This is a genomic window from uncultured Ruminococcus sp., assembly GCF_934476685.1.
Lineage (GTDB): Bacteria > Bacillota > Clostridia > Oscillospirales > Ruminococcaceae > Hominimerdicola.
Window position 1 is genome coordinate 12,632 of record NZ_CAKSNX010000007.1, and the last position, 16,376, is coordinate 29,007.

The following is a 16,376-nucleotide window of genomic DNA, read 5'->3' on the forward strand; positions in this document are numbered from 1 at the left end:
TTCTTCCGAGCACAAAAGTAAAAGACCGCACAGCAGACAGCGAGCTTGTCGAGCGTCCCGAATTACCCCGTCCGGTGAGGACCCGTACGGCGAGGATTACCAATATGGAGTGGGGTGGGGACAGTGCTTGTCTTTTTTGGCTGCCCTCAGCTGTACAAAACAACCGCATAAACCGCACATACCTTGCCCTAACTCAGTACATTCTTCACATTTCCGCAGCCGCCGTTCGTATTCTTCCTTGCCAACACGCTTTTCCGACGGCATAGCCTCTACCATCTCAACTATCTTCCTGTGCGTGTCACCAAGATCAGTTTCGGAAAGCAAACATCTTTTGCAAATTGGTCTGTCCATTTTATTTCACAGTTACGCTTACTACCGAGCAGGCTGGCAGCTTGACTTTGAGCGTGTTTCCAACCAGTTTTGCATCACAGGCTTCTGTGTGTACAACGTTCGGAGCATCAAAATCATTGTGTGCGTGAACCTCGTTGGTGAGTATTCTTGCACTTGCCTCGCTGCCCTTGAAATTGCATATGTCACATTCTACCTCAGCCTCTTCATCAATAGAACAGTTGGCAAGGGTTATGGTCATAACGCCGTCTTTAACGGACGCAGAGCTTGATATCATCGGCGCTCCGCCTTCCATTTTCTCGCTGCCGCAGTAGCAGTATATCGCATCTCCGCCCTGATGTTCCTTGTAAAGATCAAAAACATGATAGGTCGGGGTCTTTATCATCTTTTCGCCCTCTGTGAGAATAAGCGCCTGAAGTACATTAACAGCCTGCGCAAGATTTGCCATTACAACACGCTTGCTGTGACGGTTGAAAATATTCAGCGTGAGAGCCGCAACTATCGCATCACGCATCGTGTTCTGCTGATAAAGAAATCCTGGGTTCGTTCCCTCTTCAACATCAAACCAGCAGCCCCATTCGTCTACGATCAGACCTATGTCATTGTTCGGGTCATAACGGTTCATTATCTCTGTGTGACGTGTCAGAAGTTCGTCCATAAAATTAGCTGTTGATATCAGCTTGTAATAATCTGCATTGTCAAATTTAGTTGCAGAACCTTTTGTGTTCCAGTCTGGTATAGCATAGAAGTGAAGAGCAATGCCGTTTGCAGTGTACTTGTTTATGTTTTTCATCATGACTTCTGTCCAGTTATAGTCGGCAGAGCTCGGTCCGCAGGCGATCCTGAACAGCTGATTTCCTGAGTAGTTTTTGCAGAATGTCTGATATCTCTTGTATTCGTCAGCATAATATTCAGGGCGCATACTTCCTCCGCAGCCCCAGTTTTCATTGCCGATGCCAAGATATTTTAACTTCCAAGGCTTTTCTCTGCCGTTCTCTTTTCTGAGATCAGCCATTGGAGAAACTCCGTCAAAGGTCATGTATTCTACCCATTCTGAAAGCTCCTGAACCGTTCCGCTGCCTACGTTGCCTGCAATGTATGGCTGACAGCCGACTTGTTCGCAAAGTTCCATAAATTCATGAGTCCCAAATGAGTTGTCCTCTGTAACTCCGCCCCAGTTTGTGTTCACCATTTTCTTTCGGCTTTGCTTGTTACCGATACCGTCTTTCCAGTGATATTCGTCTGCAAAGCAGCCGCCCGGCCAGCGGAGAACAGGCAGTTTTATGTTCTTGAAAGCCTCCACGATATCTGTGCGTATGCCGTTCACATTCGGGATAGGAGAGTCCTCTCCAACATAGATGCCGTTGTAAATGCATCGTCCGAGATGTTCGGAAAAGTGTCCGTATATCTCAGGATTTATGTGTCCCGTAACGTCGCTTGCGTTGATGAGCATAGAAAATTTTTTCATTATAAAACAGTCCTTTCTGTAAAATGCGCCATTTTTTCTCTGTAATTATATATTACACCTTGACAAATATTTTTCAATGATATATCATATCTTTATACTGACATATCCTACGATTATGGAGGAGAAAATTATGATGAAAATTCATGCCATAGGTCTTGATATGCACCATTTCGGGGATTTCTGTATCGACCGCCACAACGGTTCGGGAGATGACCTGCTGATAATTTTCAAGACCAATGCGATAATAACTGTTGACGGCAAGGATATCGTTGCTCCGCCCGGCAGCGCAGTTCTTTATCCCATAGGTGCGCACCAGCATTACCGTACCGCCTGCAATACATATATAAATCATTTCCTGCATTTTGAGGGGTTAGATAACGACGAACTTCGTACCGCTCTTCCGCTGGGCAGACTTATAGGACTTGAAAATATAGAGGAAGTCGAGGAGCTGCTGCGTATGATAAGCCGTGAGCATATGTCCGATTCTGCAAACAAAGAGCAGTATATGGATATGCTGATAAAAATGCTTATCCTTAAATTGTCAGACGGTATGTCGGACGGCATTTCGCCTGTGGGGAAAAATCCTCATTCCGCAAAGCTCAATGCCTTGAGAGCAGAGATGTACAGCAGCGCAGGTCAGTTCTCATCTGTGGAACAGCTTGCGCAGAAGCTTAATTTCAGCCCCTCGCATTTTCAGCAGCTTTATAAAAGCTTTTTCGGCGTGAGCTGCTATGAGGATCTGCTGACGGCAAAGATAAAAATGGCGCAGTATTATCTTCGCAGTACAAAGCTTTCGGTCAAAGAGATATCCGCTATGTGCGGCTATGAAAATGACGTATGCTTTATGCGGCAGTTCAAAAAGCGTGTGGGCGTTACTCCGACAGAATACAGGTCAAAAACTATCAGTTGATATTGTGCATATTTATTGACTTTACAGTGAATAAATGGTATAATTATAAATATGGATATGCATAATGTATGTCGCCGCTGAAACAGGAGGTATGGATATTGGAAAAACAATTTTTCACAACATCATCGGTATCTTCCGATAGAATACTTCATACCCCGTCTGCCTTTGCGAAAAATTCCCTGCTCTATCTTCAGGAGGTCGGAACGCTTAAAGCCTTGTCTGCCCATTCCAGCAGACGTGAGGACCTTTCGTCTTACCTTTTCTTTATAGTTTTGGAGGGCAAGGGAAGTCTTTCTTACTGCGGTCAGCATTTTGACCTTTCGCAGGGCGACTGCGTTTTTATCAACTGTATGAATCCCTATGAGCATATGACCTGCGGTGATGAACTCTGGTCGCTACAGTGGTGTCATTTCAACGGGATATTTCTGAAAGATATCTACGCTAAGTATCTTGAACGTGGAGGACAGCCTGTGTTCCGTCCGTCATCATCTGAGGCATATGCAGCCGTTTTGTCAAGACTTCAGGCTATTGCAGGCTCTGATGACTATATCCGTGATATGCGGATAAATGAAAATCTTAGCAGTCTGCTTACGCTCCTTATGGAGCAGTCATGGAATCCCGATCTGATAAATACAGGCATAAAGCGGAGAGAGCTTGTGAACGTCAAAAATTATCTTGATGAGAATTACAGCAGGAAAATAACTCTTGATGATCTTGAATCTGTGTTCTATATAAACAAGTTCTATCTTGCGAAGATATTTAAAGAACAGTATGGTGTGAGCATAAATGTTTATTTGTCGCAGCAGAGGATAACAGAGGCAAAAAAGCTGCTGCGTTTTTCAGATAAAAGTATAGAAGAAATATCTGCCGCCGTAGGTTACAGCGACGCAAATTATTTCAGCAGGGGGTTTAAGAAGATCGAAGGCATAACCCCAACTGAATACCGCCGACTATGGTAACGGCAGAACGAAAGTCAGAAGAAAATTAAGAAAGTGGTGCTTGTAAAGTGTATACATACCGACAAATGAAAAATCTTTTTCTCCAGCAGAGCTATAACGATTCGTGGGAGGATTATGAGCGCAGCCTTAATAAATCCAGTTATATAAAGTGGGATTATGTTATCCTTACATCTTCAAATGAGGAGCAGGCTCAGACCTATCGTGAGCAGATAGAGTTCAGACTTAAAAACGGACTTTTGCCCGATTCTGCGCATTATGCCGTTCTCCCTGACCCCGACGGAAAGAGAGTAGGTTCGGGCGGAGCAACTTTCAATGTGCTTAGGTATATCGCTGAGCGAGAGCAGGAAGCAGGCTGCGGCGAAAATCCTTTCAAGGATCGCAGAATACTTGTTATACACTCCGGCGGAGATTCAAAGCGTGTTCCGCAGTATTCTGCCATAGGAAAGCTTTTTTCACCTGTTCCAAGAGAACTTCCCGACGGAAGAGGTTCAACTCTTTTTGACGAGTTTATGATAGGTATGTCGGGTGTGCCGTCCAGAATAAAAGAGGGTATGCTGGTGCTTTCGGGAGATGTACTTCTGCTTTTCAATCCTTTGCAGATAGATGCACTTTTCGACGGCGCAGCAGCTATATCCATTAAAGAAAATGTTGAAACAGGCAAGGATCACGGAGTTTTTCTTAATGACGGAAACGATTATGTTGGTCAGTTTCTTCATAAGCAGTCAGAGGAACATCTGCGTGAAGTCGGCGCTGTGAACGATCAGGGCTGTGTTGACCTTGATACAGGTGCTGTGCTTTTTGACTGTAATTTGATGATGTCGCTTTTCTCACTTATCTCCACTGACGGAAAAATAGATAAAGAAAAGTTTGATACTTTCGTTTCGGAAGAGGCAAGGATAAGCTTTTACGGAGATTTTCTCTATCCGCTGGCAAAGGATTCTACCCTTGAAAGCTACTATGAACAGGCTGCCGAGGGAGTGATAAACGATACACTTACCGCCTGCCGTACAAAGATATGGGACGTTGTTCACGACTATTCAATGAAGCTCATCTGCCTTTCGCCTGCCGAGTTCATACATTTCGGTACAACAAGAGAACTCAGACAGCTTGTAACCTCTGACGTGAACGACTACGGCTTCCTGTCATGGTCTAAAAAGGTAATGTCAACAGGTGCGGAGGAAAATGACAGCTTTGCCGCACATAATGCATACATAGGTCATGCCGCAGTTATAGGTGATAACTGCTATATCGAAAACAGCTATGTCCTCGGTGAAAGTGTTATCGGCAGCGGGGCTGTGGTATCTAATCTCCATCTGAGAAACTGCCGAGTGCCTGAAAATACTGTTTGGCATGGTCTTACTCTTAAAAACGGAAAGTATGTTATCCGTGTGTACGGCGTTCAGGATAATCCAAAGGACAGGCTTAAAAACGGCGGAAGATTTTCGGGCATATCCATAGCGGAGTTTATGGAGAAAAACAGTCTGGAGTATTCTCAGCTGTGGGACGATGATGAAGATTACCTCTGGTTCGCAAAGCTTTACCCTGTATGTGATACAAGAGAACAGGCTGCTGAAATGGCTGAGATAATATGCAGAATGACAGACGGCACAGCCTCTGAAAATGATATAAACGCATGGAAAAACAGCGAAAGAGAAAGCCTTTATTCAAGCTTCAATTCCGCAGACGTTTTGAAAGATCTCGCCTTTGAGCATGAGCTTGAAAGCAGGATACTTGCCAACAGATTTACACGCAAACTCAGCGATAATGTTTATTATGAGGACGCACTCAAAGTATTCGGCAGACGTGGGATAACGGAAGATATATGCTCGGAACTTATGGCGGACGCAGAGAATTCTTCCGAGGATCTGAAAATAAGGATATATTATGCCCTGTCACGCTTTATGAAAAAGAATAAGATAAAGTTTGACGGCAAGCCATATGACTATTTTGAGTCAAAGTGCTTTAATGAGATATTGGAACTTATATATAATGACGCTGTGAAAAATCTCCCCGACTCAGATAATTACAGGATAACCACAGATGAAGTCAGTGTTCAGCTGCCTGTCCGTGTAAACTGGGGCGGAGGCTGGACGGATACACCTCCTCACTGCAACGAAAAGGGCGGAGTTGTGCTTAACACAGCCATAAAGCTTAAAGGCATTTACCCTGTTCAGGTGTGCGTGAAAAAGCTTGATAAGCTGTATATAGAGTTTGAAAGTCAGGACGTAGGAGTAAAAGGCAGCGCAGAAACTGTGGCAGAGATACAGGATTGTTATAATCCTTATGACCCGTTCGCACTGCATAAGGCTGCACTTATCGCCTGCGGCATAGTTCCGCAGAAGGGCAGCGCAGAGCTGAAAGATATCTTAAAACGTATCGGCGGAGGAATTTATATCTCCACACAGGTGGTGGGAGTACCGAAAGGCTCTGGACTCGGAACGAGCAGTATCCTTTCCGCAGCCTGCGTAAAGGCGCTTATGACATTCCTCGGACAGGATACGGACAACAGCCGCATATCCGAAATAGTCCTCGGAATGGAGCAGATAATGAGTACAGGCGGCGGCTGGCAGGATCAGGTCGGCGGACTTACCACAGGCATAAAGTTTATCCGCAGCAAGCCGGGTGTGCATCAAAGCCTTGACGTTGAGCATATAAAACTCAGCGAGGAAACTCAGAAAGAACTTCAGGACAGATTTGCTCTTATCTATACAGGTCAGCGCAGACTGGCAAGAAATCTGCTGCGTGATGTTGTGGGCAATTATATCGGCGCAAGACCTGAGAGCGTCAGTGCATTGGATAAAATGGCATCGCTCGCCGCACTTATGAAGTTTGAGCTGGAGAGAGGGAATGTTGACGCATTCGCTAAACTGCTGGATCAGCATTGGGAACTTTCAAAGCAGCTTGACGCAGGCAGCACAAATACTTGCATAGATCAGATCTTTATGTCCTGCGATGACCTCATTTGCGGAAAAATAATATCGGGAGCAGGCGGCGGAGGATTTCTTCAGGTCATCCTCAAAAAGGGAGTAACAAAGCAGCAGCTCAGAGAACGCATAAAGGAACTCTTCCAGGACAGCGGCGTAGATGTCTGGGACTGCGAGCTGCTTTTCTGATACAGAAACCAAGATAATGCTACCTAAAGTCTAAATTTTACATTGTTTTACCTCCAAAATAAGTTTATAATGTTTTTAATGACCAATTCTTTAAGATATTATAAACTGTTTTGGAGGTATTATTTTTATGAAAAAAGCACTTATTACAGGAATTACGGGACAGGACGGCAGCTATCTTGCAGAATTCCTCCTTGAAAAGGGATATGAAGTTCACGGAATAACAAGAAGAGCGTCCATTTCAAATACAGCAAGAATAGACCATCTTATTGCTGATAATGTTATCACACTTCATGACGGCGACCTTTCGGACTCATCTAGCCTTATCAGAATAATCGGTCTTGTTCAGCCTGACGAGATATATAATCTTGCGGCACAGAGCCATGTTCAGGTATCTTTCGATGTTCCTGAGTATTCGGGCGACGTTGACGCTATCGGCGTACTGAGAATACTTGAGGCTGTAAGAATACTCGGACTTACCAAAAAGACAAGAGTTTATCAGGCATCAACTTCTGAGCTTTACGGCAAGGTAGAGGAAGTTCCGCAGAAGGAAACTACTCCGTTCCACCCATACAGCCCTTACGCTGTTGCAAAGCAGTACGGTTTCTGGATAACAAAGGAGTATCGTGAGGCTTATGGAATGTTCGCCGTAAACGGCATTCTCTTTAACCACGAATCTGAGAGAAGAGGAGAAAACTTCGTTACAAGAAAGATAACTCTTGCAGCAGGAAGGATCGCCTGCGGACTTCAGGATCATCTTGAACTGGGCAATATGGATTCACTTCGTGACTGGGGTTATGCAAAGGACTATGTTGAGTGTATGTGGCTCATTATGCAGCAGGATAAGCCGGACGATTTCGTTATCGCAACAGGCGAGCAGCATACAGTCCGTGACTTCACCGAAAGAGCATTCAAGGCAGTGGGAATAGATATCCGCTGGGAAGGCTCAGGCATAGATGAAAAGGGTTACGACAAGGCAACAGGAAAAATGGTAGTGTCGGTAAATCCTAAGTGGTACAGACCTACTGACGTTGATAATCTTTGGGGCGATCCGACTAAGGCAAAAACTGTTCTCGGCTGGGATCCGCAGAAAACAACATACGAGCAGCTTGTTGAGATAATGGCTAAGCATGACTATGAGCTTGCTAAAAAAGAAGCTGCCGTTAAAAATGCGTAATATGATCTCGGAGGGTGAGTAAAATGATGGAAAAGAATGCGAAAATATATGTTGCAGGTCACAGAGGAATGGTAGGTTCAGCTATCGTCCGTGAACTTGAAAGACAGGGTTATACAAATATCATTACCAGAACACATAAGGAGCTTGACCTTTGCAGACAGGACGCAGTTGAAGAGTTCTTTGCGCAGGAAAAGCCTGAGTATGTGTTCCTTGCAGCAGCAAAGGTCGGCGGAATAATCGCAAATCAGAATGCGCTTGCTGATTTTATGTATGATAATATGATACTTGAAATGAACGTTATAAACTCTGCATGGAAAAACGGCTGCAAAAAGCTTGAATTTCTCGGTTCTTCCTGTATCTATCCAAGAATGGCACCTCAGCCAATGCAGGAAAGCTGTCTGCTGACAAGCGAGCTTGAAAAGACAAACGAGGCTTATGCCCTTGCAAAGATATCAGGACTTAAATACTGCGAGTTCCTTAACAGACAGTACGGTACAGACTATATCTCAGTTATGCCGACGAACCTTTACGGTCCGAATGATAACTACCACCCGACACACAGCCACGTTCTCCCTGCACTTATAAGAAGATTTCACGAGGCAAAGATCAGCGGTGCAAAGGAAGTTACCTGCTGGGGCGACGGAAGTCCGCTGAGAGAATTTCTCTATGTTGACGATCTTGCAAACCTCTGCGTTTTCCTTATGAACAATTACAGCGGAAATGAAACTGTAAACGCAGGTACAGGCAAGGAACTTACCATAAAGGAGCTTACAGAGCTTGTGGCAAAGGTCATCGGATATGAGGGCGAGATAAAGTGGGATACATCAAAGCCGAACGGTACACCGAGAAAGCTGCTTGATGTTTCAAAGGCTGAAAAGCTTGGCTGGAAATATAAGACGGAGCTTGAGGAGGGCATAAGACTTTCCTATGAGGACTTCCTCAATAACCCTATGAGAGCCGAGAGGTAAACGAATGAATATTGTTTTATTATCAGGCGGTTCGGGCAAGAGATTGTGGCCGCTCTCAAATGACATACGCTCAAAGCAGTTCATAAAGATATTCCAGAATGAGAACGGCGAGTATGAATCAATGGTACAGCGTGTTTACCGTCAGATAAAAAAAGCTGACAGCAGCGCCGTTGTTACCATAGCGACTTCAAAATCACAGGTATCTGCCATACATAATCAGCTCGGCGGTGAAGTCGGCATAAGCGTTGAACCTTGCAGACGTGATACTTTTCCTGCCATTGCACTGGCAGCACAGTATCTTCACGATGTAAAGGGTGTAAAGAAAAATGAATCCGTTGTGGTATGCCCTGTTGACCCATATGTAGAGGACGATTATTTTAAAGCTGTAAAAAAGCTCGGTGAGATAGCTGAAACTTCTGACGCAAACCTTGTGCTTATGGGTATAGAGCCGACTTATCCAAGTGAAAAGTACGGATACATCATTCCCGAAAGCAAAGATGATATAAGCAGCGTTTCTATGTTCAAGGAAAAGCCGAATGCAGAAACAGCGGCAGAATATATATCACAGGGAGCGTTGTGGAACGGCGGAGTTTTCGCCTTCAGACTCGGCTATGTTCTTGATATCGCACATAAGCTTATCGACTATACAGATTACAGCGACCTTTTCGCAAAGTATGAAACCCTTACAAAGATATCCTTTGACTATGCGGTAGTAGAGCATGAGGATAAAATAGCCGTTATGCGTTTTGCAGGCGAGTGGAAAGACTTAGGAACATGGAATACCCTTACCGAGGCTATGGAGAACAATTCCGTGGGCAAGGCGATATTCAATGAAAACTGTGCAGGCTCTCATGTTATCAACGAGCTTAATGTGCCTATACTCTGTATGGGATTGAAAAATGTAGTTGTTTCCGCAAGCCCAGAGGGAATACTTGTGTCGGATAAGGAGCAGTCCAGCTTTATAAAACCGTTCGTTGACGAGATAGATCAGCAGATAATGTTTGCCGAAAAATCATGGGGAAGTTTCAGAGTGCTTGATGTTGAGGACGACAGCCTTACCATAAAAGTAACACTTAACCCAGGTCACAGAATGAATTATCACAGCCATGAAAAGCGTGATGAGGTGTGGACGATAGTTGCAGGAAAGGGAAGAACTATTATAGACGGTTTTGACCACAGCGTAACTGTCGGTGATGTTATCACAATGAAAGCAGGTACAAAGCATACCATCATTGCCGAAACGGAACTAAGGCTTATAGAAGTACAGATCGGTAAGGATATAAGCGTACACGATAAAATCAAATATGAACTCGACTGATAAATATAAATTATATTTGTCTGAACGTCCCGAAAGTGCTGATGTGCTTTCGGGATTTTTTTATGTGTGCAGCGCAAAGTTGTATTCGGTTAACACTTTGTTAATAATTACGATTTTCTCTTTAAAAAGATAACTGACAGTTGTGCAACTATATAAAATCTTCGGATATGTGCGCTCAATGTGTTGACATTGCAGGCATATCATGTTAATATATCTATGGTTAGTTAATACTAACCAAGTGAGAATAAACCATGCAGACTCCTTGAAAACAAAGTGCGAAATTGTTTTTACCCGAAAGCTGGCTTTCGGGATCGTCTGCATAATGGTAATAAATCAAAGGAGTAGTTATTTATGGATTATCTTGAGATCGTAAAAGTAATCGGACGTGAGATCCTCGATTCAAGAGGAAACCCGACAGTAGAGGCTGAGGTACTTCTTGCAGACGGAACAGTAGGCAGAGGCACAGCACCAAGCGGAGCATCAACAGGTGAGTTTGAAGCACTTGAACTTCGTGACGGCGATAAGGGCAGATACTGCGGCAAGGGTGTTACAAAGGCAGTAGAAAATATAAATACAGTAATAAACGAAACTATCAGCGGTATGGACGCATCTGATATCTATGCAGTTGATAAGGCAATGATCGACGCAGACGGAACAAAGGATAAGTCAAAGCTCGGCGCAAACGCTATCCTCGCTGTTTCGATCGCCTGCGCAAGAGCAGCGTCTATCTCCCTCGATATCCCGCTTTACAGATTTTTAGGCGGTATCTCAGGCAACAGACTCCCTGTTCCTATGATGAACATTCTTAACGGCGGCGCACACGCTGCAAATACAGTTGATGTACAGGAATTTATGATAATGCCTGTTGGCGCTCCAAGCTTTAAGGAAGCACTCAGATGGTGCGCAGAAGTTTTCCATGCACTCGCTGCACTTCTTAAGTCAAAGGGACTTGCTACATCAGTAGGTGACGAGGGCGGATTTGCTCCTGACCTTGCAAGTGATGAAGAGGCTATCCAGTATATCCTCGAAGCAGTAAAGAATGCAGGCTATGAGCCTGGCAAGGACTTCATGATCGCTATGGACGCTGCGTCAAGCGAGTGGAAGGGTTCAAAGAAGGGCGAATATGTTCTCCCTAAGGCAGGCACAAAGTTCACATCAGCAGAGCTTATCGAGCATTGGAAAAAGCTTGTTGAAAAGTATCCTATCATCTCTATCGAGGACGCTCTCGATGAAGAGGACTGGGAAGGCTGGCAGCTGCTTACAAAGGAACTGGGCGGAAAGGTACAGCTGGTCGGCGACGATCTGTTCGTAACCAACACAGAAAGACTTTCAAAGGGTATCGAGCTTGGCTGCGGAAACTCTATCCTTATCAAGCTCAACCAGATCGGTTCTGTTTCCGAAACACTTGAAGCTATCAAAATGGCTCACAAGGCAGGCTATACAGCTATATCTTCACACCGTTCAGGTGAAACAGCAGATACAACTATCGCTGACCTTGCAGTAGCACTTAATACCTGCCAGATCAAGACAGGCGCACCGAGCAGATCTGAAAGAGTTGCAAAGTACAACCAGCTGCTCAGAATAGAGGAACAACTGGGCGCAAGCGCAGTATATCCGGGAATGAAAGCATTCAACGTTAAAAGATGATCCTATAATCCACTTAGAATCCGCTCTGAGTTCAGCACATCTCAGGGCGGATCCTATTTTTTTCTGTACATAAAAGCCGTTTATTTATAAAAAGTCTATAAACAGAAAATTATTCTGCAAAGATAACCTTCTATAATAAAGGTATAAATTATTTTATGGAGGACAATTTTATGACTGATAAGGAAATAAAAGTTCAGAGATATAAGGAGCAGAATAAGACAGCAGAAAAGAGAAAGATCGTTTTTACAGGCTCCTCCCTTATGGAGATGTTCCCTATAAATAAACTGCTTGAAGAACATGGTGATGATACCATAATATATAACCGTGGAGTAGGCGGATTTCTTTCTGACGAACTTCTTGCGGTCATTGATACCTGTGCGACAGACCTTATGCCGTCAAAGGTATTTATAAATATCGGCACAAATGATCTCAGCTGGTCAACTATCCCGATGAGCCAGCTTATGGATAACTATGACAGAATAATCACTGCCATCGAAAAGGCTGTGCCTGATGTAAAGATCTATCTTATGGCATACTATCCTGTGAATTTTGAGGCAGCGTCTGAAGAAATGAAAGAGTGCCTTAAAATACGAACAAATGAGAAGATAAATGCCGCAAATGAAGAAGTCAGAAAGCTTGCCGCAAAGCATGGTCAGCCTTTTATAAACATAAATGCCGCTCTTAAAGATGAGCAGGGCAGACTGAAAGCGGAATATACCATTGAGGGACTTCACATAAACGAAAGCGGTTACAGAGCAATATACGATGATATAATGAAGTATGTAAAAGAATAAAATCTGTATTAAATGAAAAACTGACGATGATTTTTTCACCGCCAGTTTTTTTATTTTTTGTAATATTTGCTATATCAAAAGAACGATAAATGCCGCCGCACTTGCCGCCAGAGCAACAGTTATAAGCGAACGTCCGCAGAATGCGGTGATGAATGCCACCGCAAAACCTGCCGCAGCAGAAACCATACTGCCCGTTGAGTAAAAGACCGCAGGAATGGTCATTGCGCCGAGAACAGCATATGGAACGTAGTAAAGAAAGCTCTGAACGAACTGAGAATTTATCTTTTTTCTGAACACCATTATAGGCAGCATTCTTATCAGATATGTAACGCCTGCCATTATGGCTATGTAGATCACAAGCTGTATGTTCATTTTTCCTCCTTATTGTCTGTTTTCGGAAAAACGACAGCTCCGAAAGCGGCTGCGATGACTGCGCAGATGATTATGGAAAATCCCTGAGAAACTCCCGAAAATAAAGGGACATATTTCAGAATACAGCTGATTGTGGCTGAGATAAGTACTACCGCAAGTACGCCGACAGCTTTTCTTGCCACAGGAACGAATATGGCAACGAACATTCCGTATATGGCAATGCCGAGAGCGGCTTTGATCTTTTCGGGAAGTATCTCACCTGCACAGCCGCCCAGAAGAGTGCCAAGCGACCAGCACACAAAAGGCAGGGAGATAAGTCCGCCCATATAGTGCTTTGATACCTCTCCGCTTTTTCCTGAGGCAACGGCAAAGATCTCATCTGTTATTCCGAAGGATACCGCAAGTCTGCTGAGATTGGTGAATTTCCCGTCAAGCTTTTGTGAGAGCGAAAGGCTCATAAGAGCGTAGCGCATATTTATTACCAGCTGAGCAAGAGCCATTTCTATGTATCCCCCTCCGCCTGCAATGACAGCAATTCCTGCCACCTGACCTGCTGAGGTGAGATTAGTCATAGAAATTATGACCGCCGTAAGTACAGAAAGCCCCGAACTGACAGCAAGGATACCGAGTCCGAATGAAACCGAAAGATACCCTAAGCCGATCGGTACGCTGTCCTTTAGTCCGCTGAGAAAATCCCTGCGAGCTGTTGATGATAACATTATAAGATCCCCATTCTGTGTATTTTTATCCTGACTTTTATTTGACCAAACATATATAAATATAACATACTATCATAAATAAAGCAAGGGCGAAAAGAAGATTTTTTATCACATAAAAATATGTTCATTTTTGTGCATTTTGTGTTGACAGGCTTGATAAATAGTGGTAAAATAATCTTGAGAAACAAAGTCATATAATTTTAATTAAATGATTTTAATATCAGATACAGGAGGTCGAAAATATGAAAAGTATTAGTGTAAGAAAATTGACAGCAGGCATTCTTGCAGTCGCTCTGGTCTTTGGCTCAGCAGTGCTGCCCGAAACAGAAAATGTGGTGTCGGAGCTTAATATCTCAGCAAGTGCGGTTACGGACGAACTGTGCAGCGGAAATTTCGGCTATAAGATACTCAGCGATAATACAGTTGAGATAACCGCATATTACGGCGAGTCTCCGTCAAACGATTCTGAAGAGTGGGCAGATTCAAATGAACTAAATATCCCTGAGGAGATAGACGGCAAGCCTGTTACAAGCATAGGTCTGTGTGCGTTCAAGAATAAGCTAAAATACTCTGAGGAATATAATGACGGTTCAGGAATATCTATTTGTATGCCTGAAACAGTCACTTCAATAGGTGAGTATGCTTTTTATGGCTGCGATGCTATAACATATTTTGACTTTTCTTATGAAACCAGTTACATAGGCAAGGGCGCATTTTATGGATGCAGTCATTTGAGTCCGTCATTATCGTCACTTGAAAATTTGACGGAAATAAGTGATTATGCATTTTACGGATGCTATAATTTTATAGGTGAAGATGATGGTTCGTTATATCTCCCTTATAAATTGAAGAAAATAGGCAAATGTGCATTTAAAAACTGTTTAGGACTTAAAGAAGTAAATATGTATAATAGCGTCGAAGAGATAGGCGAAGAAGCGTTCTTTTACTGCGGCATTAGAAAAATAGAGATACCTGCAAGTGTAAAAACTATCGGCAGCAGAGCGCTCGGTTACGATAATGAGTCGGGCGAAATTCTTCCGTATATAAACTTTAAAATTATATGTGATGAGGGTTCTGCTGCTGAACAGTATGCCTTGGAGAACGGAATGCGTACTGCCCCGATACAGCATATTTTGCTTGAGGGTCTTAAATATAATGAAGCTTTACAGAAACTGAACAATAATAATTTTTATTATGAGCTTAAAAGCTATGGTAACGACGAAAGATCTATCACTACATATATGTATAAGTTCTATTATGATTTAGACGGTGATTGGCAGAAAACAGAGTATGTATATGAAAATAACGGATTTTTATATTCTTATAACGGAGGTTCAGCGGTTATCTGCGGTTATGTGGGCAGCAGCAGTTCGGTAACTATTCCTGCAAAGATAAATGGTTTGAATGTTTCAGCCGTTGATATGGTAATGGGCTGTCAGGCATATGGTTATAATTCTGACGGTACTAATTATTGTGGAACTGGAGGACCTGTACAGGAATTCTACACCCCCGAAAACGGCGGAAAGATCAGTGTTACTATCCCAGATGATATCAAAATAAATGACCTCGGTGTTAAAAATGGAAAGGTAACATATATCTGCAAGTCCGACTCAAAAGCAGCGTCATATTTCAAGAACAAGAATACTGAAAAGCATAACTATAAATTCTCAGACGTTGCCGCAAAGAATATCTCATCATGCAAGGTAGAACTTCCTTCCTCAACTCAGTATTTCAGAGGCACAAGAATAAGACCTGTTGTAACTGTAAAGGACGGCTCGACTTTGCTTAAAAACGGAAAGGATTATTCAGTGACCTATGCAAATAACCTTTCAGTAGGCACAGCGACTATTACTATAACAGGAAACGGAAATTATACAGGCTCAGTTACCAAAACTTTCAGCATAGTTCAGCGTTCTATCGGCAACTGTCAGATAGAGCTGAGTGATGACTCATTCTATTTCAACGGCAAGAGGTTCAAGCCGTCAGTAAATGTATACTGCAACGGAACTGAAATGTACAGCGGAAATTATACCGTTACATACAGCAATAATATCTCCGCAGGCACAGCCACAGTTACCCTGACAGGAAAGAAAAATCTTAAAGGCACAGTCACAAAGACCTTTAAGATAAATCCAAGGAATATAGGAAACTGCACCATAAAATTGTCGAAAAACAGCTCGGATAAAAATAAGCCGAATGTTTCTGTAAATATAGGCTCGACCGAAATTTATAAGGGCAATTACACTGTTTCATATTCCGCAGTTAAAAACGGCAAAGTGACCGTGACCATAAAGGGCAAAAATAATCTTGCAGGCACTGCTGTAAGAACATATACTGTCGTATAGTTATAATATTTACATCTTCCGCTCGGAGTTAGACTTCGGGCGGATTTTTTCAACATTGTGTTACCAAAAAGTAAATTGCCTTGACTTGATTTGGCGGCTATGGTATAATTACTAGGTTAAATAAAAAAATAATGTGAGGTGAGCAAAGTGAGTAATGGTGATAGTTTCGGGCGATGCGTGAAATTGTGTGATGTTTCTGAAAAGGGAACTGTCGCTCTGCGCTTGCTTTGCGGCATAGCTT

13 protein-coding genes are annotated in these 16,376 nt (G+C 43.2%); 9 read left to right on the top strand and 4 right to left on the bottom strand.

The window, feature by feature from the left end; genetic code table 11:
- Window positions 1–96 precede the first annotated feature (96 nt).
- Window positions 97–351: a DUF6171 family protein gene (locus tag Q0E19_RS08075; RefSeq protein ID WP_294408710.1), complete on the bottom strand. Its 255-nt coding sequence runs from the start codon at window positions 349–351 to the stop codon at window positions 97–99.
- Between the two features lies 1 nt (window position 352).
- Window positions 353–1,816, bottom strand: coding sequence for an alpha-L-arabinofuranosidase C-terminal domain-containing protein (locus Q0E19_RS08080; RefSeq protein ID WP_294408711.1), 1,464 nt, complete (start codon window positions 1,814–1,816; stop codon window positions 353–355).
- Between the two features lie 130 nt (window positions 1,817–1,946).
- On the opposite strand from Q0E19_RS08080, the gene Q0E19_RS08085 reads away from it, so the two are divergent.
- The 8 genes from Q0E19_RS08085 (at window position 1,947) to Q0E19_RS08120 (ending at window position 12,699) form a co-directional block, all read left to right on the top strand.
- Window positions 1,947–2,726, top strand: coding sequence for an AraC family transcriptional regulator (locus Q0E19_RS08085; protein ID WP_294408712.1), 780 nt, complete (start codon window positions 1,947–1,949; stop codon window positions 2,724–2,726).
- A gap of 98 nt (window positions 2,727–2,824) precedes the next feature.
- Window positions 2,825–3,685, top strand: coding sequence for an AraC family transcriptional regulator (locus Q0E19_RS08090; protein ID WP_294408713.1), 861 nt, complete (start codon window positions 2,825–2,827; stop codon window positions 3,683–3,685).
- 65 nt (window positions 3,686–3,750) lie between these two features.
- The gene (locus tag Q0E19_RS08095) at window positions 3,751–6,798 is read left to right on the top strand and encodes an L-fucokinase (RefSeq protein ID WP_294408714.1); all 3,048 of its coding nucleotides are present in this window, start codon (window positions 3,751–3,753) and stop codon (window positions 6,796–6,798) included.
- A 127-nt stretch (window positions 6,799–6,925) separates the two neighbouring features.
- Window positions 6,926–7,972, top strand: a complete 1,047-nt coding sequence (gene gmd, locus Q0E19_RS08100) for a GDP-mannose 4,6-dehydratase (RefSeq protein ID WP_294408715.1) — start codon at window positions 6,926–6,928, stop codon at window positions 7,970–7,972.
- A gap of 23 nt (window positions 7,973–7,995) precedes the next feature.
- Window positions 7,996–8,940: a GDP-L-fucose synthase gene (locus Q0E19_RS08105; protein ID WP_294408716.1), complete on the top strand. Its 945-nt coding sequence runs from the start codon at window positions 7,996–7,998 to the stop codon at window positions 8,938–8,940.
- 4 nt (window positions 8,941–8,944) lie between these two features.
- Entirely contained in the window at window positions 8,945–10,258 is a 1,314-nt protein-coding gene (locus tag Q0E19_RS08110; protein ID WP_294408719.1) for a sugar phosphate nucleotidyltransferase, read from the top strand.
- A gap of 351 nt (window positions 10,259–10,609) precedes the next feature.
- Window positions 10,610–11,905: a phosphopyruvate hydratase gene (gene eno, locus Q0E19_RS08115; RefSeq protein ID WP_294408720.1), complete on the top strand. Its 1,296-nt coding sequence runs from the start codon at window positions 10,610–10,612 to the stop codon at window positions 11,903–11,905.
- A gap of 170 nt (window positions 11,906–12,075) precedes the next feature.
- A complete protein-coding gene (locus Q0E19_RS08120; RefSeq protein ID WP_294408721.1) occupies window positions 12,076–12,699 on the top strand; it encodes a GDSL-type esterase/lipase family protein in 624 nt (207 codons plus the stop codon).
- Between the two features lie 69 nt (window positions 12,700–12,768).
- Here the strand turns inward: Q0E19_RS08120 and Q0E19_RS08125 are convergent, their stop codons facing one another.
- Both Q0E19_RS08125 and Q0E19_RS08130 read right to left on the bottom strand, forming a co-directional pair.
- Window positions 12,769–13,071, bottom strand: a complete 303-nt coding sequence (locus Q0E19_RS08125) for an AzlD domain-containing protein (RefSeq protein WP_294408722.1) — start codon at window positions 13,069–13,071, stop codon at window positions 12,769–12,771.
- The gene (locus tag Q0E19_RS08130; protein WP_294408724.1) at window positions 13,068–13,790 is read right to left on the bottom strand and encodes an AzlC family ABC transporter permease; all 723 of its coding nucleotides are present in this window, start codon (window positions 13,788–13,790) and stop codon (window positions 13,068–13,070) included. Before Q0E19_RS08130 ends, Q0E19_RS08125 begins: the two co-directional genes overlap by 4 nt.
- A gap of 242 nt (window positions 13,791–14,032) precedes the next feature.
- Between Q0E19_RS08130 and Q0E19_RS08135 the strand changes: the two genes are divergently transcribed.
- Window positions 14,033–16,135, top strand: coding sequence for a leucine-rich repeat domain-containing protein (locus tag Q0E19_RS08135; protein WP_294408726.1), 2,103 nt, complete (start codon window positions 14,033–14,035; stop codon window positions 16,133–16,135).
- The last annotated feature ends 241 nt before the right edge of the window (window positions 16,136–16,376 follow it).